The sequence below is a fragment of the Klebsiella sp. LY genome (genome assembly GCF_004010915.1).
Lineage (GTDB): Bacteria > Pseudomonadota > Gammaproteobacteria > Enterobacterales > Enterobacteriaceae > Klebsiella > Klebsiella quasipneumoniae.
Map to the genome: position 1 here is coordinate 4,291,322 of NZ_CP022444.1, position 21,796 is coordinate 4,313,117.

Sequence of the window (21,796 nt, forward strand, 5' to 3'; positions counted from 1 at the left end):
ATGAATAATCAATAGCCGTTAATAGACGATAAGTGCGTAATTTTATGAATATATTTAATCTCCTGAATAGGATGCGCAGAGGTGATTAAGCGGAGTGTCATCTTGCCGCCGCCCTCGCTATACTGTTGATTACTGAAGGAGAGTGGTGGTGTAGCGGAGGGGATATGCTTCTTGAGCGCGTAGAAATCGTCGGTTTTCGCGGTATCAATCGTCTGTCGTTGATGCTGGAGCAAAATAACGTCCTGATCGGGGAGAACGCGTGGGGGAAGTCCAGTCTGCTTGATGCGCTGACCCTGCTTTTGTCGCCAGAGTTCGATCTTTATCACTTTGTCCGCGATGACTTCTGGTTCCCCGCGGGCGACATCCAGGGGCGCGAGCACCATTTGCATATTATTCTGACCTTTCGTGAAACCGAGCCGGGGCGCCATCGGGTGCGGCGTTTCCGTCCGCTTCAGCGCTGTTGGGTGCCCTGTGATGATGGCTATCACCGGGTGTTCTACCGCCTGGAAGGCGAACTCGCCGATGACGACAGCGTGATGACCCTGCGCAGTTTTATCGATGGCGAAGGCGAAGCGCTGGTGCTGGAGGATATCGATGAGCTGGCCAGACACCTGGTGCGTTTGATGCCGGTGCTGCGCCTGCGCGACGCGCGCTTTATGCGGCGCATTCATAACGGAACGGTACCGCACTCGCCGCAGATTGAGATCACCGCCCGCCAGCTGGATTTTCTGTCCCGCGAACTGGTCAGCCACCCGCAAAATTTATCCGACGGTCAGATCCGTCAGGGGTTGTCGGCCATGGTGCAGCTGCTGGAGCATTACTTTGCCGAGCAAAGCAGCGCCCAGACGCGACATCGCCTGATGCGTCGACGTTCCCATGATGAGCAGCGTAGCTGGCGTTACCTGGATATTATCAACCGCATGATCGACAAGCCCGGCGGGCGCAGCCATCGGGTGATCCTGCTGGGGCTATTTGCTACCCTGCTGCAGGCGAAAGGGACGGTGCGCCTCGATCGCGACGCGCGGCCGCTGCTGTTGATTGAGGATCCCGAGACCCGCCTGCACCCGATCATGCTCTCCGTCGCCTGGCATCTGCTGAATTTGCTGCCGTTGCAGCGTATGACCACCACCAACTCCGGAGAGCTGCTGTCCCTGACGCCGGTGGAGCAGGTTTGTCGGCTGGTGCGTGAATCGTCGCGGGTGTCGGCATGGCGGCTGGGGCCGGGCGGAATGAATGCCGAAGAGAGTCGACGCATTGCCTTTCACATCCGCTTCAATCGCGCCTCATCGCTCTTCGCCCGCTGTTGGCTGCTGGTGGAGGGGGAGACGGAAACCTGGGTTATCAACGAGCTGGCCCGCCAGTGCGGCCATCATTTTGATGCTGAAGGGGTGAAAGTGATTGAATTCGCCCAGTCGGGCCTGAAGCCATTGATCAAATTCGCCCGCCGGATGGGGATCCAGTGGCACGTGCTGGTGGATGGCGATGAGGCAGGGAAAAAATATGCCGCGACCGTACGCGGTCTGCTGAATAACGATCGCGAGCTGGAGCGCGACCATCTGACCGCTCTGCCGGCGCTGGATATGGAACACTTTATGTATCGTCAGGGATTTGATGACGTTTACCACCGGGTGGCGCAGATCCCGGATAATGTGCCCATGAATATGCGGCGGGTGATCACCAAGGCCATCCATCGCTCGTCCAAGCCGGACCTGGCGATTGAGGTGGCAATGGAAGCCGGCCGCCGTGGGGTGGACGCTGTGCCGACGCTGCTGAAAAAAATGTTCTCGCGGGTACTGTGGCTGGCCCGCGGTCGCGCTGATTAATCTCTTCGCCGTCGGGAATTTCGGCGGCGCAAAGCTCTCCGGCAGCTAAACAAAACATCATTGGCGCGAAAAATGGGTGTCCTGTTGCCGACGGGTTTCGATAGAATCACCGCCTGGAGCGGCAGGGAAACAGCAGGAATCGGAATATGAAAGTGAAGGGAAAACGCAGGACCGTCTGGTGGCTGTTGGCGATCGTTGTGCTGGGTCTGGCTGTCTGGGGATGGCGGATCCTCAATGCGCCGCTACCGCACTACCAGACGCTGGTGGTGCGCAAAGGCGATCTCCAGCAGAGCGTGCTGGCCACCGGCAAGCTGGATGCCCTGCGAAAAGTTGACGTCGGCGCCCAGGTCAGCGGACAGCTGAAGACGCTGCACGTGAATATCGGCGATAAGGTCAAAAAGGACCAACTGCTGGGGGTTATCGATCCTGAGCAGGCGCAAAACCAGATCAAAGAGGTGGAGGCGACGTTGATGGAGCTGCGCGCCCAGCTCAATCAGGCGCGCGCGGAGAGTAAGCTGGCGCAGGTGACCCTGGCCCGTCAGCAGCAGCTGGCGCAGCGCCAGCTGGTCTCGCGACAAGACCTCGATACCGCGGCCACCGACCTGGCGGTGAAACAGGCGCAAATCGGCACCATTGAAGCGCAAATTAAGCGCAACCAGGCAACGCTCGACACGGCGAAGACCAACCTCGACTACACGCGGATCCTGGCGCCGATGGCTGGTGAAGTGACGCAAATTACTACCCTGCAGGGACAGACGGTGATCGCTGCCCAGCAGGCGCCGAACATTCTGACCCTGGCGGACCTCAGCACCATGCTGGTGAAAGCGCAGGTCTCCGAAGCGGATGTCATCCACCTCAGACCGGGACAAAAGGCGTGGTTTACCGTGCTGGGCGACCCGCTAACTCGCTATGAAGGCAAGCTGAAGGACATTCTGCCGACGCCGGAAAAAGTCAACGACGCCATCTTCTATTATGCCCGCTTCGAGGTCCCGAACCCGCAGGGAATTCTGCGCCTCGACATGACCGCGCAGGTGCATATCCAACTGGCCGAGGTGAAGAACGTGATCACCATCCCGCTGAGCGCCCTGGGTGATGCGGTCGGTGATAACCGCTACCACGTCCGGCTGTTGCGTACCGGCGAGGTCAAAGAGCGTGAGATTGTCATTGGCGCGCGCAATGATACCGACGTCGCGGTGGTGCAGGGACTTGAAGAGGGGGATGAGGTGATCGTCGGCGAGAGCGCGAGCGGGGCGGCAAAATGACGGCCCTGCTCGAGCTGCGTGATATTCGTCGCAGCTATCCTTCCGGCGACGGCAGCGTTGAGGTCCTCAAGGGGATCACCCTCAGTATCCATGCCGGGGAGATGGTGGCGATCGTCGGGGCCTCCGGCTCGGGTAAATCAACGCTGATGAACATCCTTGGCTGCCTCGACAAACCCACCAGCGGCACCTATCGGGTGGCGGGAACCGATATTGCGCAGCTGGATGGCGATGCGCTGGCCCGTCTGCGGCGGGAGCACTTTGGTTTTATCTTTCAACGCTATCACCTGCTGTCGCATCTGACCGCCGCGCAGAACGTCGAAGTACCGGCGGTGTATGCCGGTAGTGAACGGCGGGCACGCCTGGCGCGCGCGCATGAGCTGCTGGCGCGCCTGGGGCTTGGCGATCGCGCCAACTATCAGCCGTCGCAGCTGTCCGGCGGCCAACAGCAGCGGGTCAGTATCGCCCGCGCCCTGATGAACGGTGGGGAAGTGATCCTCGCCGATGAGCCCACCGGCGCGCTGGACAGCCATTCCGGCGAAGAGGTGATGGCGATCCTGCACCAGCTGAAAGCGCAGGGGCACACGGTCATCATTGTCACTCACGATCCGCAGGTCGCCGCTCAGGCGGAGCGGATCGTCGAGATCCGCGATGGCGAAATCGTCCGCAACCCGCCCGCCAGCCGCCAGGGCGGCGGACTGCGCGCCCGTCCGCAGGCGGAGCCTTCGGCGTGGCGTCAGTTTACCAGCGGCTTTCGCGAAGCGCTGGTGATGGCCTGGAGAGCGATGGCGGCGAATAAAATGCGTACCCTGCTGACCATGCTCGGCATTATTATCGGTATTGCCTCGGTGGTGTCGATCGTGGTGGTGGGGGATGCCGCCAAGCAGATGGTGCTGGCAGATATTCGCGCCATCGGCACCAATACCATTGATGTGTATCCTGGTAAGGATTTTGGCGACGACGACCCGCGCTATCAGCAGGCGCTGAAGTATGACGATTTGCTGGCGATCCAGAAGCAGCCGTGGGTGCGCTCCGCCACGCCGGCGGTTTCAAAAAGCCTGCGCCTGCGCGCCAACAATATTGACGTTGCCGCCAGTGCGGAGGGGGTCGGTCCACAGTATTTTAATGTCTACGGCATGACCTTTAGCGAAGGCAATACCTTTAATGAACTGCAGCTCAACAGCCGGGCTCAGGTGGTGGTGCTCGACAGCAATACCCGTCGCCAGCTGTTTCCCAATAAAGCGAAAGTGGTGGGCGAGGTGATCCTGGTGGGTAATATGCCGGCCACGGTGATTGGCGTTGCGGATGAAAAGCAGTCGATGTTCGGCAGCAGCAAAATTCTCCGCGTCTGGTTGCCCTACACCACCATGGCGGGAAGAGTAATGGGCCAGTCGTGGCTGAACTCCATCACTGTGCGCGTTCATGAAGGCTACGACAGTGAAACCGCAGAGAAACAGCTGCTGCGTCTGCTGGAGCTGCGGCATGGTAAAAAAGATGTCTTCACCTGGAATATGGACAGCGTCTTGAAAACCGCCGAAAGGACCACACATACCTTACAGCTGTTCCTGACATTGGTGGCGGTGATTGCCCTGGTGGTCGGCGGGATTGGCGTAATGAATATTATGCTGGTGTCGGTGACCGAACGGACGCGGGAGATCGGCATCCGCATGGCGGTTGGCGCGCGGGCCAGCGATGTGCTGCAGCAGTTTCTCATCGAGGCGGTGCTGGTTTGCCTGGTCGGCGGTGCGCTGGGGGTGACGTTGTCGCTGATGATCGCGTTTATTCTGCAACTGTTTCTCCCGGGCTGGGAGATCGGTTTTTCGCCGCTGGCGCTGGTGACGGCGTTTCTCTGTTCGACGTTAACCGGGGTGCTGTTTGGCTGGCTGCCGGCGCGCAATGCGGCGCGGCTCGATCCGGTGGATGCCCTGGCGCGGGAGTAGTCGGGATGAGAAATAAAAATGCCAGTCAGAAGGACTGGCATTTTATTAGCAGGATGTACACAATGAAGCAAAAGAGTTATGCAGCCGTTTCCGCTTCCACAGGGACGATCACGCTGGCGTGGTTGCCTTTTGGCCCCTGGTGAACATCAAACCGAACGGCTTGTCCGGCTTTTAGCGTTCTGTAACCATCCATCTGGATGGTGGAGTAATGGGCGAAAATGTCTTCGCCGCCGCCCTCAGGGCAGATAAAACCGAACCCTTTGGCATTGTTGAACCACTTAACAGTACCCATTTCCATACTTCGACATCCTTCGTAAATCTTTATTAGTAAGATGGAATGAACCGGTGGTGGAGTGACGAGTTGTTCAATTGCTCGCCAACTCTCGCCACTACAATTTAGAGAAATACGAAAACGCGTCAAGCGATTGAGGAGGGGGAACGGCGAAAAATGCGTCAAAATTTGAAGCAGTTAACGCTATTGCCGGGGAATGTGACAGCCGTCGCGGATAGAAGCGATAGATGATAGTTATCTATGATCTGTTGTAGATTTGTGATGAGCATAACCTCTGGTCATCGACAGGCCTCCGCCTGTTGGCAACAGCAACCGATGATGAACACTGACGATGAGTAAGAGAGATTGGCTGGACTTCGAGCACCTGGTTGACGACGAAGTTCGTGATGCGATTAAACCGCCATCTATGTATAAAGTGATATTGGTCAATGATGACTACACTCCAATGGAGTTTGTTATTGACGTGTTACAAAAATTCTTTTCTTATGATGTTGAACGTGCAACGCAACTGATGCTCACGGTTCACTATGAAGGTAAGGCGATTTGTGGCGTGTTTACCGCGGAAGTGGCGGAGACCAAAGTCGCTATGGTGAATCAGTACGCGAGGGAGAACGAGCATCCATTGCTGTGTACGCTGGAAAAAGCCTGAATTCAGGCATGAAAATTGGGGGAGGTGCCTATGCTCAATCAAGAACTGGAACTCAGTTTAAATATGGCTTTCGCCAGAGCGCGCGAGCACCGTCATGAGTTTATGACCGTCGAGCACTTGCTGCTGGCTCTGCTAAGCAACCCCTCGGCCCGTGAGGCCCTGGAAGCGTGTTCAGTGGACCTGGTGGCATTGCGTCAGGAACTTGAAGCCTTCATCGAACAAACCACACCCGTCCTGCCAGCCACGGAAGAAGAGCGCGACACCCAGCCGACGCTGAGCTTCCAGCGTGTGCTGCAGCGCGCCGTTTTCCACGTGCAATCTTCTGGCCGCAGCGAAGTGACCGGCGCCAACGTGCTGGTGGCCATTTTCAGCGAGCAGGAGTCGCAGGCCGCCTACCTGCTGCGTAAACATGAAGTGAGCCGACTCGATGTGGTGAACTTCATTTCTCATGGTACACGCAAAGATGAGCCGAGCCAGTCTTCCGATAACAGCGGAAGCCAGCCTGGCAATGAAGAGCAAGCCGGCGGGGAGGAACGTATGGAAAACTTCACCACCAACCTCAATCAGCTTGCTCGCGTTGGCGGCATCGATCCCCTGATCGGCCGTGAAAAAGAGCTGGAGCGTGCCATTCAGGTCCTGTGCCGTCGGCGTAAAAATAACCCGCTGCTGGTGGGGGAATCCGGCGTCGGTAAAACCGCCATCGCCGAAGGCCTTGCCTGGCGTATTGTGCAGGGCGATGTGCCGGAAGTCATGGCTGACTGCACCATCTACTCGCTTGATATTGGTTCTCTGCTGGCCGGGACGAAATACCGTGGCGATTTTGAAAAACGCTTTAAAGCGTTGCTGAAACAGCTGGAGCAGGATACCAACAGCATCCTGTTCATTGATGAGATCCACACCATCATCGGTGCGGGAGCGGCGTCTGGCGGCCAGGTCGATGCGGCTAACCTGATCAAACCGCTGCTTTCCAGCGGCAAGATCCGGGTGATTGGCTCCACCACTTACCAGGAGTTCAGCAACATCTTTGAAAAAGATCGTGCGCTGGCCCGCCGTTTCCAGAAAATCGATATTACCGAACCGTCGGTGGAAGAGACCGTCCAGATTATCAACGGCCTGAAGCCGAAGTACGAAGCGCACCACGATGTGCGTTATACCGCCAAGGCGGTGCGTGCGGCGGTTGAGCTGGCGGTGAAATACATTAACGATCGCCATCTGCCGGATAAGGCGATTGACGTAATTGACGAGGCGGGGGCGCGGGCGCGCTTAATGCCGGTCAGCAAGCGTAAGAAAACGGTCAATGTGGCGGATATCGAGTCCGTGGTGGCGCGCATTGCGCGGATCCCTGAGAAGAGCGTCTCCCGCAGCGATCGCGATACGCTGAAAAACCTTGGCGATCGACTGAAAATGTTGGTCTTTGGTCAGGATAAGGCCATCGAGGCGCTGACGGAAGCCATCAAGATGGCGCGCGCCGGGCTGGGCCATGAGCACAAGCCGGTGGGTTCATTCCTGTTCGCCGGGCCGACCGGGGTGGGGAAAACCGAAGTGACCGTGCAGCTGGCGAAGGCGCTGGGTATTGAGCTGCTGCGTTTTGATATGTCCGAATATATGGAACGTCATACCGTCAGTCGTTTAATCGGGGCGCCTCCGGGCTACGTCGGCTTCGACCAGGGCGGGCTGCTGACCGATGCGGTGATTAAACATCCGCATGCGGTGCTGCTGCTCGATGAGATCGAAAAAGCGCATCCGGACGTGTTCAACCTGCTGCTGCAGGTGATGGACAACGGCACGCTGACCGATAACAACGGACGTAAAGCGGACTTCCGCAACGTGGTGCTGGTGATGACTACCAACGCCGGGGTGCGGGAAACCGAGCGTAAATCGATTGGCCTTATCCAGCAGGACAACAGTCCGGACGCAATGGATGAGATCAAGAAGATCTTTACGCCGGAGTTCCGTAACCGTCTCGACAACATCATCTGGTTCGATCACCTCTCCACCACGGTGATCCATCAGGTTGTCGACAAGTTTATCGTCGAGCTGCAGGTTCAGCTGGATCAGAAAGGCGTCTCCCTGGAAGTCAGCCAGGAAGCGCGCGACTGGCTGGCGGAAAAAGGCTACGACCGGGCAATGGGGGCACGTCCAATGGGACGCGTCATTCAGGACAACCTGAAAAAACCGCTGGCGAACGAGCTGCTGTTTGGCTCGCTGGTCGACGGCGGGCAGGTGACGGTCTCTCTTGACAGCGCGAAAAATACGCTGACCTACGGCTTCCAGAGCGCGCCGAAGCACAAACCGGAAGCCGCCCATTAAGGCGATATCTTCAATGTAAAAAACCGGCCAGGGGCCGGTTTTTTTTTGCCTGCTGGCGGTAGAAATGAAAAGACCGGGAATTATCCCGGCCTTCAGCATCTGACGCCTTAAGGGCGAAAACAATCAGCGACTACGGAAGACAATGCGGCCTTTGCTCAGGTCGTACGGGGTCAGCTCAACAGTCACTTTGTCGCCCGTCAGAATGCGAATGTAGTTTTTACGCATTTTACCGGAGATATGCGCGGTTACCACGTGACCGTTTTCCAGTTCTACGCGGAACATAGTGTTAGGCAACGTTTCAAGTACGGTGCCCTGCATTTCAATATTGTCTTCTTTGGCCATCTAGTCCTCTGGGGTATCACTACCGTAGTTTTGAACCGGCAAGATAATGCCGAAGTTCATCATGTAAGTAAAGTTTTACGTGTCTACCCTGAATCATTCACCTTGCCGCAAGGCGCGCAGTCAGCACGCCGGCAATGGAAATATGACGGGTATGAATCGCCGAAGTAGTTTTGGCGCATTGCCCGGGACACACACGGCCATGCCGCGTGACAGGCGCAAACGTAAAGGGGAGTGACAGAACGATGGGCGTTATCTGACTCTTATTATTCCCAAACGGCGGCGGGGCAACAGGCAGAAGCTACTCTACCGCGCAATTATACCATCCTGACGCAAAATGTGCTGAAAACATTTTATTGTCCGCCCGGAAATAGCACCCGCGGTACCCAAAATCGCTCGGGCAGACGGTAGCCGCGTAATACTGACAGATAGTCCAGATAATCGCGGCGGGGAATATCCACCGCGCCTAATGATGCGGTATGGTTGTTCAGCACCTGACAGTCAATTAATTTACCGCCGCTCTGCGCAAAGTCCTGGCAAAATACCAGCAGCGCGGTTTTGGAGGCATTTTCCGCCCGGCTGAACATCGACTCGCCGCAAAACAGCGCCCCCTGTGCCACGCCGTACATTCCCCCCACCAGAGTATTCTCCTGCCAGACTTCAATGGAGTGGGCATGCCCCAGTTCATGCAGCTGGTGGTAGGCGCGAACGATGCTGCTGGTTATCCAGGTGCCTTCGTCACGATCGCTGGCGCAGCCCTCTATCACCTCGCCAAAGGCGTGATTGAGCGTGACGCGGTAGGGCGAACGCTGATGAAAGCGCTTCATGCTGCGGCTGAGATGGAACTGTTCCGGCCAGAGCACCGCGCGGGGATCGGGCGACCACCAGAGGATCGGGTCGCCGGGGGAAAACCAGGGAAAAATACCACGCTGATAGGCCATCAGCAGGCGCGCGGGGCTCAGATCGCCGCCGAGCGCCAGCAGGCCGTTAGGTTCACGCAGGGCGCCTTCCGGAGAAGGGAAGGCGATAGAATGCCGGGAGAGCTGAACCAGACGCATTTTAACCTCAATACGCATCAGCAAAAATTAGATAATAGCCTACAGACGCTGTTTAAACTGGAAGTACCGGCCCTGTTTAGCGAGCAGCTCCGCGTGACTACCTTGCTCAATTATCTGGCCGTTGTCCATGACTATTATCTGATTAAAACGCGCCAGGCCTCGCAGGCGGTGGGTGACCATCAGCACGGTTTTCTCGCGTAAGACTTCCGCCAGCAGATGCAGGATCTGGCTTTCGGTGGCCGCATCCAGACCTTCTGTCGGTTCGTCCAGCAGCATCAGCGGCGCATCGTGGAGCAGCGCGCGGGCAATGGCCAGCCGGCGCAGTTCGCCGCCGGAAAGCTGGCGTCCGCCTTCGCCCAGCCAGCCGTTGAGTCCGCCATCTTCCAGCAGTTTTTCCAGGCCTACCTTCTCAAGGGTGGCGCAGAGCAGAGTGTCATCAGCCTCAGGCGCCGCCAGCAGCAGGTTGTCGCGCAGGGTGGCGCTGAACAGGTGCACGCGCTGCGGTACCACGCTCATTGACTGCCGCAGGGTGGCTTCGCTGAGCCCGGACAGCGGCTGATCGTTGAGCAATATTTCACCCTGTGTCGGATCCCATGCGCGGGTGAGTAACTGCAACAGCGTCGACTTTCCGCAGCCGGTTCGGCCAAGAATAGCAATATGTTCCCCGGCGGCAATCTGCAGGGAGATGTTCTCCAGAGCGGGGGAGGGCTGCTGCGGGTAGCGGAAGGTGACCTGCCTGAAATCTAAGGCCACCTGCGCAGGCTTGCAGGCCTCGCCCTCGACGAAGGAGACTTCCGGCTGCTGGTCAGTGATCTGCGAGATCCGCAGCGCGGAGGCGATCACCTGACCTAAATGCTGGAAAGCGCCGGTGACGGGCGCCAGGGCTTCGAAAGCCGCCAGGGCGCAGAAGACGAACAGGGCGATCAGCGCCCCGGGCTGACTGTTGCCGCCGACGCCATCTGAGGCCAGCCAGAGCATGGCCACCACGGCGATACCGCCGATCAACAGCATCAGCGCCTGCGAAAGCGCGGTCAGCTCGGCCTGGCGACGCTGCGCCTCCTGCCAACTGAGCTCGGTCTTTTCCATTTGCGCGCGATAGCGGTCGCTGGCGTTAAACACCATCAGCTCCGCCTGGCCCTGCAGCCAGGCGGTAAGCTGTTGCCGATACTGGCCGCGCAGCTGGGTCATACTCTCTCCGGCCGGTTTACCGGCGCGATAGAACAGCGGCGGCATAACCAGCAGGGTCACCAGCATGATACCGCCGAGCGTTAGCGCGAGGGTGACATCGAGCAGGCTTAATCCGCAGGTCACCACCACAATCACCACCAGCGCGCCGACCAGCGGCGAAATGACCCGCAGGTAGAGATGATCCAGGGTGTCGACGTCGGCTACCACGCGGTTGAGCAGTTCACCCTGGCGAAAGCGCGCCAGCCCCGCCGGAGAGAGGGGGAGTAGTTTGCTGAAGGTGAAGACGCGCAGGTGCTGTAGCACGCGGAAGGTGGCGTCGTGGCTGACCAGACGCTCGAAGTAGCGTCCGGCGGTCCGGATAATCGCTGCGCCGCGGACGCCCGCGGCGGGCAGCATATAGTTAAAACTGTAGATCCCGGCGACGCCCACCACCGCAGAGGCGGAGAGAAACCAGCCGGAGAGCGTCAGCAGGCCGATACTGGCCAGCAGGGTCACAATAGCCAGTACGATGCCGAGCAGCAGCATCCATTTGTGGCGTTTGTACAGTGCCAGATAGGGTAAGAGCGCGCGCATTTAAATCTCCTCCTGACGATGGGCCAGCAGCGCCGAGAAGACTCCGCCGGCGCGGGCCAGCGTGGCGTAGTCGCCTTGTTCGATAATCTGTCCGTCCTGCATAACCCAGACGGCATCCCAGTCCGCCAGTCCCTCAAGCTGATGGGTAACCAGCAGCGTGGTTTGCTGGGTGGAGGCGTGGGTCAATGCCTGCATGACCCGTTGTTCGCTATGGGCGTCGAGGCTGGCGGCGGGTTCATCCAGCAGCAGCAGGCGGCACGGCACCAACAGCGCGCGGGCGACCGCGATACGCTGCGCCTGGCCGACCGACAGACGGCCCGCCTGATCGCCCACGGCGGTATGGATCCCATCCGGCAGCAGAGCGATAAACTCGCTCACCCATGCCTTGTCCAGCGCCAGTCGAAGCTGGGCATCGCTGGCTTCCGGCCACGCCAGCAGCACATTTTCCCGCAGCGTGGCGGCAGGAAGCTGGGGATTCTGCCCCACCCAGCTTAACAGGCGACGCCAGCGATCGGCGTCCAGCTCGCGCAGCTCCACGCCATTGACCTTCAGCGAACCCTCATAGGGCAAAAAGCCGAGCAGGGTGTTCAGCAGTGAACTTTTCCCTGAGCCGCTCTGCCCCACCAGCACCACCCGCGCGCCTGCAGGCAGTGAAAAGGTCAGCGGCCCGGCGAGGACTTTCCCTTCGGGAGATTTGATCAGCAGATCGCGCGCTTCCACGCCAATCAGATCGTTGTCATTTAAGGTTTTTTCGCCACGCTCCACCTGGGTCAGCGGGGTTTCCATAAACGTTTTCAGACTGTCCGCAGCGCCGACGGCCTGGGCTTTAGCATGATAGAAGGTGCCCAGGTCACGTAATGGCTGGAAAAACTCCGGGGCGAGGATCAGCGTCAGGAAGCCCGCCATCAGCGTGACGCCCGCGCCATAGTGGCCGAAGTTAAGCTCGCCAAGGTATGAGAAGCCGAAATAAACCGCTACCAGCGCAATGGAGAGCGAGGTGAAAAATTCCAGTACCCCGGAGGAGAGGAACGCCAGGCGCAGGACTTCCATGGTGCGTTGGCGAAAATCCTGCGAGGCGTCGCGAATATTATCCGTTTCGGCCTGGCCGCGGTGAAAAATACGCAGGGTTTCCATGCCACGCAGGCGGTCGAGGAAGTGGCCGCTGAGGCGGGCCAGCGCCTGGAAATTACGCCGGTTGGCATCGGCGGCGCCCATCCCAACCAGGGCCATGAACAGGGGGATCAGCGGCGCAGTGCCGAGGAGGATCAGCGCGGCGGCCCAGTTTATCGGGAAAATAGTGATAACGATCAGCAGCGGCACGCAGGCCGCCAGCGTCATTTGCGGCAGGTAGCGGGCATAATAATCGTGCATATCATCGATCTGCTCGAGGATAAGCGTTGCCCAACTGCCGGCCGGTTTGCCCTGGATCCACGCCGGGCCCGCCTGCTGGAGGCGGTCGAGCACCTGGCGGCGAATTTCATAGCGAATATGCTGCCCGGCCTGAAAGCCGACCCGTTCACGCAGCCAGACCACCCAGGCGCGCAGCACAAAGGTCAGCACCAGCAGGGTTAGCGGCAGCAGCAGGGCGGTCGCAGGAATATTCTCCATCACCATCCGATGCAGGATCCGCGCCAGGAACCAGGCCTGCGCCACGATCAGCAGACCGCTCGCCACGCCAAGGAGGCGGGAAATCATCAACCAGCGACGGGAGATAATGCTTTGCTGTTTTAACCAGCGGGTTAACTCTTGTTGACGGGTTTTATTCATTGCGCGCTTTGCAGGTGTCGTTATCGGAATATTGGGCACGGCAATGTTACATCGCGGCAAAAATAAAGGCGACTTTTCGTCGCCTTCTTTACCTTTGTTACTGACTTGTAAAGATTATTTGCAGGCGTCAGCCAGACCGTCGAGGTAACGTTCAGCGTCCAGCGCTGCCATGCAGCCGGTGCCGGCGGAGGTGATAGCCTGACGATAAATATGGTCCATGACATCGCCGGCGGCGAACACGCCCGGGATGCTGGTCTGGGTCGCATTGCCATGGATACCGGACTGCACTTTGATGTAGCCGTTCTCCAGCTCCAGCTGACCTTCAAAGATGGCGGTGTTCGGGCTGTGGCCGATGGCGACAAACAGACCGGCTACTTCCAGGGACTCGACGTTGTCGCTGTTTTTGGTATCGCGCAGACGCAGGCCGCTGACGCCCATCTGGTCGCCGGTCACCTCTTCGAGGGTGCGATCGGTATGCAGCACGATGTTGCCGCTTGCCACTTTGTCCATCAGGCGTTTGATGAGGATTTTTTCCGCACGGAAGGAATCGCGACGGTGGATAAGGTGTACCTCAGAGGCGATGTTTGACAGATACAGAGCCTCTTCAACCGCGGTGTTGCCGCCGCCGATCACCGCCACTTTCTGGTTGCGATAGAAGAATCCGTCACAGGTGGCGCAGGCGGAAACGCCGCGGCCCTTGAAGGCCTCTTCGGAAGGCAGGCCCAGGTAACGGGCGGAAGCGCCGGTGGCGATAATCAACGCGTCACAGGTGTATTCGCCGCTGTCGCCGGTCAGACGGAACGGCCGGTCTTGCAGATCGACGCGGCTGATATGGTCGAAAATAATCTCGGTTTCAAATTTCGCGGCATGCTCGTGCATGCGCTCCATCAGCAGCGGACCGGTCAAATCGTTCGGATCGCCTGGCCAGTTTTCCACTTCCGTCGTGGTGGTCAGCTGACCGCCTTTTTCCATCCCGGTGATCAGCACCGGCTGCAGGTTGGCGCGTGCGGCATAGACCGCCGCGGTGTATCCCGCAGGTCCAGAACCAAGGATAAGCAGTTTACTGTGTTTGGCTGTGCCCATGAGATCCCCATAATAATTGGCATACATTGGGCTGGGATTGTAGGGAATTTGTTGTCGTAAAAAAAGAGCGCAGCGATTTTGTTAACGATGTGTGCAATAGAAGCGGCCGATGAATTGGCGATTTTCCCGGCAAGGAATATAACTATTTCTACTGTTGGCGGGACAATTATAAGACGAAAAAATGAGAATCAACCAGGGTAGATGATGAATATCTGGCATCTTGTACTAAAAATCGATGTTTTGCTTTGACAATCCCCTGTGCTTTTGCGAAAACATTCAAGGAAGAAGAAAAGCAGTATTTGGCGTGCGGCGAATTTTCATGCACGCAAATGCCATTTTTATCCGGGTTAACGAAATCTACGCATGGTGTGGACAGACGCCATGCGTGATGTCGGTGACTGCCGTCAGGCAACGGGCTTCTCACGTACCCCTGGGTTACCCAATGTCGTACGGGTAATAACAGGATGGGCTCTGGCAGTGAAGGCACAGAGCCGGAACAGGAGTAGGGAAGGAATACAGAGAGACAATAATAATGGTAGATAGCAAGAAGCGCCCTGGCAAAGATCTCGACCGCATTGATCGTAACATCCTGAATGAATTGCAAAAAGATGGGCGAATTTCTAACGTCGAGCTTTCTAAACGGGTGGGACTTTCTCCGACGCCTTGCCTTGAGCGTGTGCGTCGTCTTGAAAGACAGGGTTTTATTCAGGGCTATACGGCGCTGCTCAACCCGCATTATCTGGATGCATCACTTCTGGTATTTGTTGAGATTACTCTGAATCGTGGCGCACCGGATGTGTTTGAGCAATTTAACGCCGCAGTGCAAAAACTTGAAGAAATTCAAGAGTGTCATCTGGTTTCCGGTGATTTCGACTATCTGTTGAAAACCCGCGTACCGGATATGTCAGCGTATCGTAAATTACTGGGCGAGACCTTGCTGCGCCTGCCGGGCGTTAACGACACCCGTACCTATGTGGTAATGGAAGAAGTCAAGCAAAGTAATCGTCTGGTTATTAAGACGCGCTAACACGGAACAGGTGCAAACTCGACGTAGTTTGATTACACTCCTGTTAATCCATACAGCAACAGTGCCGGGGAGACCCGGCGCTGTTGTCCGTTTTAGCAGCAGGCAGGAAACAGCCTGATACCTGGAGAGCCTTTCTTGAGCCAGGAATACACCGAAGACAAAGAAGTCAAACTTACCAAACTCAGCAGCGGGCGCCGACTCCTCGAGGCGATGCTCATCCTTTGCTCCCTCTTCGCCATCTGGCTGATGGCGGCATTACTGAGCTTTAACCCCTCGGACCCAAGCTGGTCGCAAACGGCATGGCATGAGCCTATCCATAATTTAGGCGGCGCCCCCGGCGCGTGGCTTGCCGATACCCTCTTTTTCATTTTTGGCGTCATGGCCTACACCATCCCGGTGATCATCATCGGCGGATGCTGGTTTGCCTGGCGGCATCAGGAAAATGACGAATATATTGATTATTTCGCCGTTTCTCTGCGCCTCATCGGTGCGTTAGCCCTGATCCTGACCTCCTGCGGTCTGGCGGCGATTAACGCCGATGATATCTGGTACTTCGCCTCTGGCGGGGTGATTGGCAGCCTGCTGAGCACCACCCTGCAACCGCTGCTGCACAGCAGCGGCGGCACCATCGCGCTGTTGTGCATCTGGGCGTCCGGCCTGACGCTGTTTACCGGCTGGTCGTGGGTCAGCATTGCGGAAAAACTGGGCGGCGGCATCCTGTCCGTGCTCACCTTTGCCAGCAATCGTACCCGTCGGGATGATACCTGGGTCGATGAAGGCGAATACGAAGACGACGATGAAGAGTACGACGACGAAGAGGCGGCAACCCCCCAGGAGTCGCGTCGCGCCCGTATCTTGCGCAGCGCACTGGCGCGGCGTAAACGTCTCGCTGAGAAGTTTACCAACCCCATGGGGCGTAAAACCGACGCGGCGCTTTTCTCCGGCAAACGGATGGATGACGGGGAAGAGGCAGTGCAGTACAGCGCCAGCGGTGCGCCTGTTGCCGCCGACGATGTACTGTTTTCCGGCGCCAGCGCCGCGCGTCCCGCAGAGAATGATGTGTTGTTCTCCGGCGCCAGCGCCGCGCGCCCGGGCGATTTCGACCCTTACGATCCGTTGCTGAACGGCCAGAGTATCGCTGAGCCGGTGGGCGCAGCGGCGGCGGCCACTGCCGCGCCGCAGCCGTGGGCCGAATCACCGGCTGGTCATCAGGGCGCTGCGCCGGTTTATCAGCCGGAAGCTGGTTACCCGCCGCAGCCCTACCAGCCAGAGCCGGCACCGTATCAGCAGCCTGCTTATGCTCCTCATGCCGGTCAGCCGGCACCGCAGGCGTATCAGCCTGAGCCAGTGCAGTATCAGCAGCCGGTTTACGATCCGTATGCCGGTCAGCCGGCTCCGCAGGGGTATCAACCCGAGCCTGCGCCGTATCAGCAGCCGACTTACGATCCGCATGCCGGTCAGCCGGCTCCGCAGGGGTATCAACCCGAGCCTGTGCCGTATCAGCAGCCGGTTTACGATCCGCATGCCGGTCAGCCGGCACCGCAGGCGTATCAGCCTGAGCCTGCGCCGTATCAGCAGCCGGTTTACGATCCGCATGCCGTCCAGCCTGCGCCGCAGGGGTATCAGCCCGAGCCGGCGCCGTATCAGCAGCCGGTTTACGATCCACATGTTGCTCAGCCTGCGCCGCAGGGGTATCAGCCAGAGCCGGCGCCGTATCAGCAGCCGGTTTACGATCCACATGTTGCTCAGCCTGCGCCGCAGGGCTATCAACCCGAGCCTGCACCGTATCAGCAGCCGGCTTACGATCCGCATGCCGGTCAGCCTGCGCCGCAGGCGTATCAGCCTGAGCCCGCGCCGGTACCTGCCGCGCAGCCAGAGCCTGAGGTCGTGCAGGAAGAAGTGAAACGTCCGCCGCTCTATTATTTCGAGGAAGTGGAAGAGAAGCGGGCGCGCGAACGCGAGCTGCTGGCTTCCTGGTATCAGCCTATTCCGGAGCCGGAAAGTCCGATCGCCACCAAACCGCTGACGCCGCCCGCCTCGCCGTCCAAACCGCCCGTGGAGTCAACCGTAGTTTCTGCGGTGGCGGCAGGAGTGCATCAGGCAACGGCTGCCAGCGGCGGCGCAGCCGCTGCGAAGACGGCGACCGCCGCGGCCGCGGCGACAGCGCCATTGTTCAGCCCGGCCTCCAGCGGACCGCGGGTCCAGGTGAAAGAGGGCATTGGTCCAAAACTACCGCGGCCAAATCGCGTTCGCGTCCCGACGCGTCGGGAACTGGCCTCCTACGGCATCAAGCTACCGTCGCAGCGGGAAGCTGAACAGCGCGCGCGGCAGGCCGAGCGCGACCCCCATTATGATGATGAGCTGCTCTCGGATGAGGAAGCGGATGCTATGGAGCAGGATGAGCTGGCTCGCCAGTTCGCCGCCACTCAACAGCAGCGCTATGGCCATCGCTGGGAAGACGATAACGCGACTGATGACGATGACGCCGATGCCGCGGCGGAAGCGGAGCTGGCGCGCCAGTTTGCCGCCACCCAGCAGCAGCGCTACGCCTCCGAGCAGCCGCCGGGCGCTAATCCGTTCTCGCCGGCGGATTATGAATTCTCGCCGATGAAAACGCTGGTCAATGAGGGTCCGAGCGAGCCGCTGTTTACGCCGACACCGGAAGTACAGCCGCAGCAGCCAGCCCAGCACTATCAACAACCGGCCGCCGCTCCGCAGCAGGGTTATCAACCTGCGCAGCACCAGCCGGTACACCCTCAGCCAGTGCCGCAGCAGCCCGTGCAGCAGCAACAGCCGGTTGCCCCGCAGGGGCACCAGCCTGCCGCGCCTGCGCCGCAGGAGAGCCTGATCCACCCGCTGCTGATGCGCAATGGCGATAGTCGACCGCTGCAAAAGCCGACAACGCCGCTGCCGTCGCTGGATCTGCTCACGCCGCCGCCCAGTGAAGTCGAGCCGGTCGATACCTTTGCTCTTGAGCAGATGGCACGACTGGTGGAAGCGCGACTCGCCGATTTCCGCATTAAAGCGGATGTGGTGAACTACTCGCCGGGGCCGGTGATCACCCGTTTCGAACTGAATCTGGCGCCTGGCGTCAAAGCGGCGCGAATCTCTAACCTGTCACGGGATCTGGCGCGTTCGCTGTCCACGGTCGCCGTGCGCGTGGTGGAAGTGATCCCGGGTAAACCGTATGTCGGGCTTGAGCTGCCGAATAAAAAGCGCCAGACCGTCTACCTGCGTGAAGTGCTCGACAACAGCAAGTTCCGTGATAACCCGTCGCCGCTGACCGTGGTGCTGGGTAAAGACATCGCCGGCGATCCGGTGGTGGCCGATCTGGCGAAAATGCCGCACCTGCTGGTGGCCGGTACCACCGGTTCCGGTAAGTCAGTCGGCGTCAACGCCATGATCCTCAGCATGCTCTACAAAGCGCAGCCGGAAGATGTGCGTTTCATTATGATCGACCCGAAAATGCTCGAGCTGTCGGTCTACGAAGGTATTCCGCATCTGCTGACGGAAGTGGTCACCGACATGAAAGACGCCGCCAATGCGCTGCGCTGGAGCGTCAACGAGATGGAGCGTCGCTACAAGCTAATGTCGGCGCTGGGCGTACGTAATCTGGCGGGCTATAACGAGAAGATTGCTGAAGCGGCACGCATGGGCCGTCCGATCCCGGATCCATACTGGAAGCCAGGCGACAGTATGGACGCCGTGCACCCGGTACTGGAAAAGCTACCGTACATAGTGGTGCTGGTGGACGAATTCGCCGACCTGATGATGACCGTCGGTAAGAAGGTGGAAGAGCTGATCGCTCGCCTGGCGCAGAAAGCGCGTGCGGCGGGGATCCACCTGGTGCTGGCGACGCAGCGTCCGTCGGTGGATGTCATTACCGGTCTGATTAAGGCCAACATTCCGACGCGTATCGCCTTTACCGTGTCGAGTAAAATTGACTCGCGTACCATTCTCGATCAGGGCGGTGCGGAATCGCTGCTCGGGATGGGGGATATGCTCTACTCCGGGCCGAACTCCACCACGCCGGTGCGCGTCCATGGGGCGTTTGTTCGCGACCAGGAAGTCCACGCTGTGGTTCAGGACTGGAAAGCCCGCGGTCGTCCGCAGTATGTTGACGGCATTACCTCCGACAGCGAAAGCGAAGGCGGCGGCGGTGGTTTCGACGGCGGTGAAGAGCTGGATCCGCTGTTCGATCAGGCGGTCAGCTTTGTGACCGAGAAGCGTAAAGCGTCGATTTCCGGGGTGCAGCGCCAGTTCCGCATTGGCTATAACCGTGCCGCGCGTATCATCGAACAGATGGAAGCGCAGGGCATTGTCAGCGAGCAGGGCCATAACGGTAACCGCGAAGTACTGGCGCCGCCGCCCTTTGAATGAGTGCAAAGTTGGGTAAATAAGCGCAAAATCAGCCAATTCTTCTGTCCCGCCGCCGTCGGCGGTCCTACATTAGGGGCAGAAGAGGCTCCCGCGTCGGGAGTGACGCACATTAAGGAAGAACAATGAAAAAACTCGCAATCACCTGTGCATTACTGTCTGGTATGGTCGTCAGCCAGGTCTGGGCAGATGCGGCCAGTGACTTAAAAAGCCGTCTTGATAAAGTGAGCAGCTTCCATGCCAGCTTCACGCAAAAAGTCACCGACGGCAGCGGCAACGCCGTGCAGGACGGACAGGGCGACCTGTGGGTAAAACGCCCGAATCTGTTTAACTGGCATATGACCCAGCCGGATGAGAGCGTCCTCGTTTCGGATGGTAAAACCCTGTGGTTCTATAACCCGTTCGTCGAGCAGGCCACGGCGACCTGGCTGAAAGATGCCACCAGCAACACGCCGTTTATGCTGATTGCCCGCAACCAGTCCAGCGACTGGCAGCAGTACAATATCAAACAAAACGGCGATGATTTTGTGCTGACGCCGAAAAGCGGCAGCGGCAACCTGAAGCAGTTCACGATCAACGTTGGTCGGGACGGCACCATCCATCAGTTCAGCGCCGTCGAGCAGGACGATCAGCGCAGCAGCTATCAGCTGAAATCGCAGCAGAACGGCGCCGTCGACGCATCTAAGTTCACCTTTACGCCGCCGAAAGGGGTGACGGTGGACGATCAACGTAAGTAGAGGCGAAAGTGAGCAATCTGTCGCTCGATTTTTCCGACAACGCGTTTCAACCTCTGGCCGCTCGCATGCGGCCAGAAAATTTAGCGCAGTATATTGGCCAGCAGCACCTGCTGGCGCCGGGCAAACCCCTGCCGCGGGCGATCGAAGCCGGGCACCTGCATTCGATGATCCTCTGGGGGCCGCCGGGTACCGGCAAGACTACCCTGGCGGAAGTTATCGCCCGTTATGCCAGCGCCGATGTCGAAAGGATCTCGGCGGTGACCTCCGGGGTGAAAGAGATCCGCGAGGCCATTGAGCGCGCGCGGCAGAATCGCAACGCCGGCCGACGAACGATTCTGTTTGTTGACGAAGTGCATCGCTTCAATAAAAGCCAGCAGGATGCCTTTCTGCCGCATATTGAAGATGGCACTATCACTTTTATTGGCGCGACCACCGAAAACCCTTCCTTTGAGCTTAACTCAGCGCTGCTCTCCCGCGCCCGCGTCTATTTACTGAAATCGCTCACTACCGACGATATCGAGCGGGTGCTTGACCAGGCGATGAACGATAAAACCCGCGGCTACGGCGGCCAGGATATCGTTTTGCCGGATGAGACCCGCAGGGCCATCGCCGAACTGGTAAACGGCGACGCGCGGCGGGCGCTGAATACCCTGGAAATGATGGCCGATATGGCCGAGAGCGATGATGCGGGCAAGCGGGTGCTGAAGGCTGAACTGCTGACCGAGATCGCCGGCGAGCGCAGCGCGCGCTTTGATAATAAAGGCGACCGTTTCTACGATTTGATTTCCGCCCTGCATAAGTCGGTGCGCGGTAGCGCGCCGGACGCGGCGCTTTACTGGTACGCGCGGATCATCACCGCCGGAGGCGATCCGCTGTATGTTGCCCGCCGTTGTCTGGCGATTGCCTCGGAAGACGTCGGCAACGCCGACCCGCGGGCGATGCAGGTGGCCATATCGGCGTGGGACTGCTTCACCCGCGTCGGGCCGGCGGAAGGCGAACGGGCGATAGCCCAGGCTATTGTCTATCTGGCCTGCGCGCCGAAGAGCAATGCGGTCTACACCGCCTTTAAAGCGGCGCTGGCCGATGCGCGAGACCGTCCGGACTATGACGTTCCGGTGCATCTGCGCAATGCGCCGACGAAGCTGATGAAAGAGATGGGCTACGGGCAGGAGTATCGCTACGCTCATGACGAACCTAACGCCTACGCCGCCGGCGAGCAGTACTTCCCGCAGGAAATGGCGCAAACGCGCTATTATCACCCGACAAACCGGGGGCTTGAGGGCAAAATTGGCGAAAAGCTCGCCTGGCTCGCTGAACAGGATCAAAATAGCCCGATAAAACGCTACCGCTAATTGAGGCGTTGCGGTAAGGTTA

General features: G+C 58.8%; 15 protein-coding genes. 9 read left to right on the forward strand and 6 right to left on the reverse strand.

Annotated elements, in window-relative coordinates; genetic code table 11:
• The first annotated feature begins 164 nt into the window (after positions 1–164).
• The 3 genes from CE636_RS24015 to macB all read left to right on the forward strand — a co-directional run bounded on the left by CE636_RS24015 (position 165) and on the right by macB (position 5,022).
• Positions 165–1,823, forward strand: coding sequence for an ATP-dependent endonuclease (locus CE636_RS24015; protein WP_017899432.1), 1,659 nt, complete (start codon positions 165–167; stop codon positions 1,821–1,823).
• A 146-nt stretch (positions 1,824–1,969) separates the two neighbouring features.
• Entirely contained in the window at positions 1,970–3,085 is a 1,116-nt protein-coding gene (gene macA, locus CE636_RS24020; RefSeq protein ID WP_004201357.1) for a macrolide transporter subunit MacA, read from the forward strand.
• Positions 3,082–5,022, forward strand: coding sequence for a macrolide ABC transporter ATP-binding protein/permease MacB (gene macB, locus CE636_RS24025; protein ID WP_017899433.1), 1,941 nt, complete (start codon positions 3,082–3,084; stop codon positions 5,020–5,022). Before macA ends, macB begins: the two co-directional genes overlap by 4 nt.
• 76 nt (positions 5,023–5,098) lie before the next feature.
• Here macB and cspD read toward each other — a convergent pair whose 3' ends face one another.
• Positions 5,099–5,320: a cold shock-like protein CspD gene (cspD, locus tag CE636_RS24030; protein WP_002896516.1), complete on the reverse strand. Its 222-nt coding sequence runs from the start codon at positions 5,318–5,320 to the stop codon at positions 5,099–5,101.
• Positions 5,321–5,645: 325 nt separating this feature from the next.
• On the opposite strand from cspD, the gene clpS reads away from it, so the two are divergent.
• Together clpS and clpA are read left to right on the forward strand one after the other, a co-directional pair.
• Entirely contained in the window at positions 5,646–5,963 is a 318-nt protein-coding gene (gene clpS / locus CE636_RS24035) for an ATP-dependent Clp protease adapter ClpS (RefSeq protein WP_002896520.1), read from the forward strand.
• Positions 5,964–5,993: 30 nt separating this feature from the next.
• Positions 5,994–8,273: an ATP-dependent Clp protease ATP-binding subunit ClpA gene (gene clpA / locus CE636_RS24040; protein WP_017899434.1), complete on the forward strand. Its 2,280-nt coding sequence runs from the start codon at positions 5,994–5,996 to the stop codon at positions 8,271–8,273.
• Positions 8,274–8,396: 123 nt separating this feature from the next.
• Here the strand turns inward: clpA and infA are convergent, their stop codons facing one another.
• The 5 genes from infA to trxB form a co-directional block, all read right to left on the reverse strand.
• Positions 8,397–8,615 (reverse strand): translation initiation factor IF-1, encoded by a 219-nt coding sequence (gene infA / locus CE636_RS24045; protein ID WP_001040187.1) that lies wholly within the window; start codon positions 8,613–8,615, stop codon positions 8,397–8,399.
• Positions 8,616–8,965: 350 nt separating this feature from the next.
• A complete protein-coding gene (aat, locus tag CE636_RS24050; protein ID WP_017899435.1) occupies positions 8,966–9,670 on the reverse strand; it encodes a leucyl/phenylalanyl-tRNA--protein transferase in 705 nt (234 codons plus the stop codon).
• Between the two features lie 39 nt (positions 9,671–9,709).
• A complete protein-coding gene (cydC, locus tag CE636_RS24055; RefSeq protein WP_017899436.1) occupies positions 9,710–11,431 on the reverse strand; it encodes a heme ABC transporter ATP-binding protein/permease CydC in 1,722 nt (573 codons plus the stop codon).
• Entirely contained in the window at positions 11,432–13,198 is a 1,767-nt protein-coding gene (cydD, locus tag CE636_RS24060) for a heme ABC transporter permease/ATP-binding protein CydD (protein WP_017899437.1), read from the reverse strand.
• A 114-nt stretch (positions 13,199–13,312) separates the two neighbouring features.
• On the reverse strand, positions 13,313–14,281 hold the full coding sequence (gene trxB / locus CE636_RS24065) for a thioredoxin-disulfide reductase (RefSeq protein ID WP_017899438.1): 969 nt from the start codon (positions 14,279–14,281) through the stop codon (positions 13,313–13,315).
• 532 nt (positions 14,282–14,813) lie between these two features.
• Here trxB and lrp point away from each other — a divergent pair.
• From lrp to rarA, 4 genes are all read left to right on the forward strand, one after another.
• Positions 14,814–15,308 carry a leucine-responsive transcriptional regulator Lrp gene (gene lrp / locus CE636_RS24070; RefSeq protein ID WP_000228469.1) on the forward strand — a complete coding sequence of 165 codons (495 nt, stop codon included), beginning with the start codon at positions 14,814–14,816 and terminating at the stop codon, positions 15,306–15,308.
• Between the two features lie 135 nt (positions 15,309–15,443).
• Positions 15,444–19,688, forward strand: coding sequence for a DNA translocase FtsK (gene ftsK / locus CE636_RS24075; protein WP_017899439.1), 4,245 nt, complete (start codon positions 15,444–15,446; stop codon positions 19,686–19,688).
• Positions 19,689–19,810: 122 nt separating this feature from the next.
• Positions 19,811–20,422 (forward strand): outer membrane lipoprotein chaperone LolA, encoded by a 612-nt coding sequence (gene lolA, locus CE636_RS24080; protein WP_004201368.1) that lies wholly within the window; start codon positions 19,811–19,813, stop codon positions 20,420–20,422.
• Between the two features lie 8 nt (positions 20,423–20,430).
• Positions 20,431–21,774 (forward strand): replication-associated recombination protein RarA, encoded by a 1,344-nt coding sequence (gene rarA, locus CE636_RS24085; protein WP_004201370.1) that lies wholly within the window; start codon positions 20,431–20,433, stop codon positions 21,772–21,774.
• Positions 21,775–21,796: the final 22 nt, after the last annotated feature.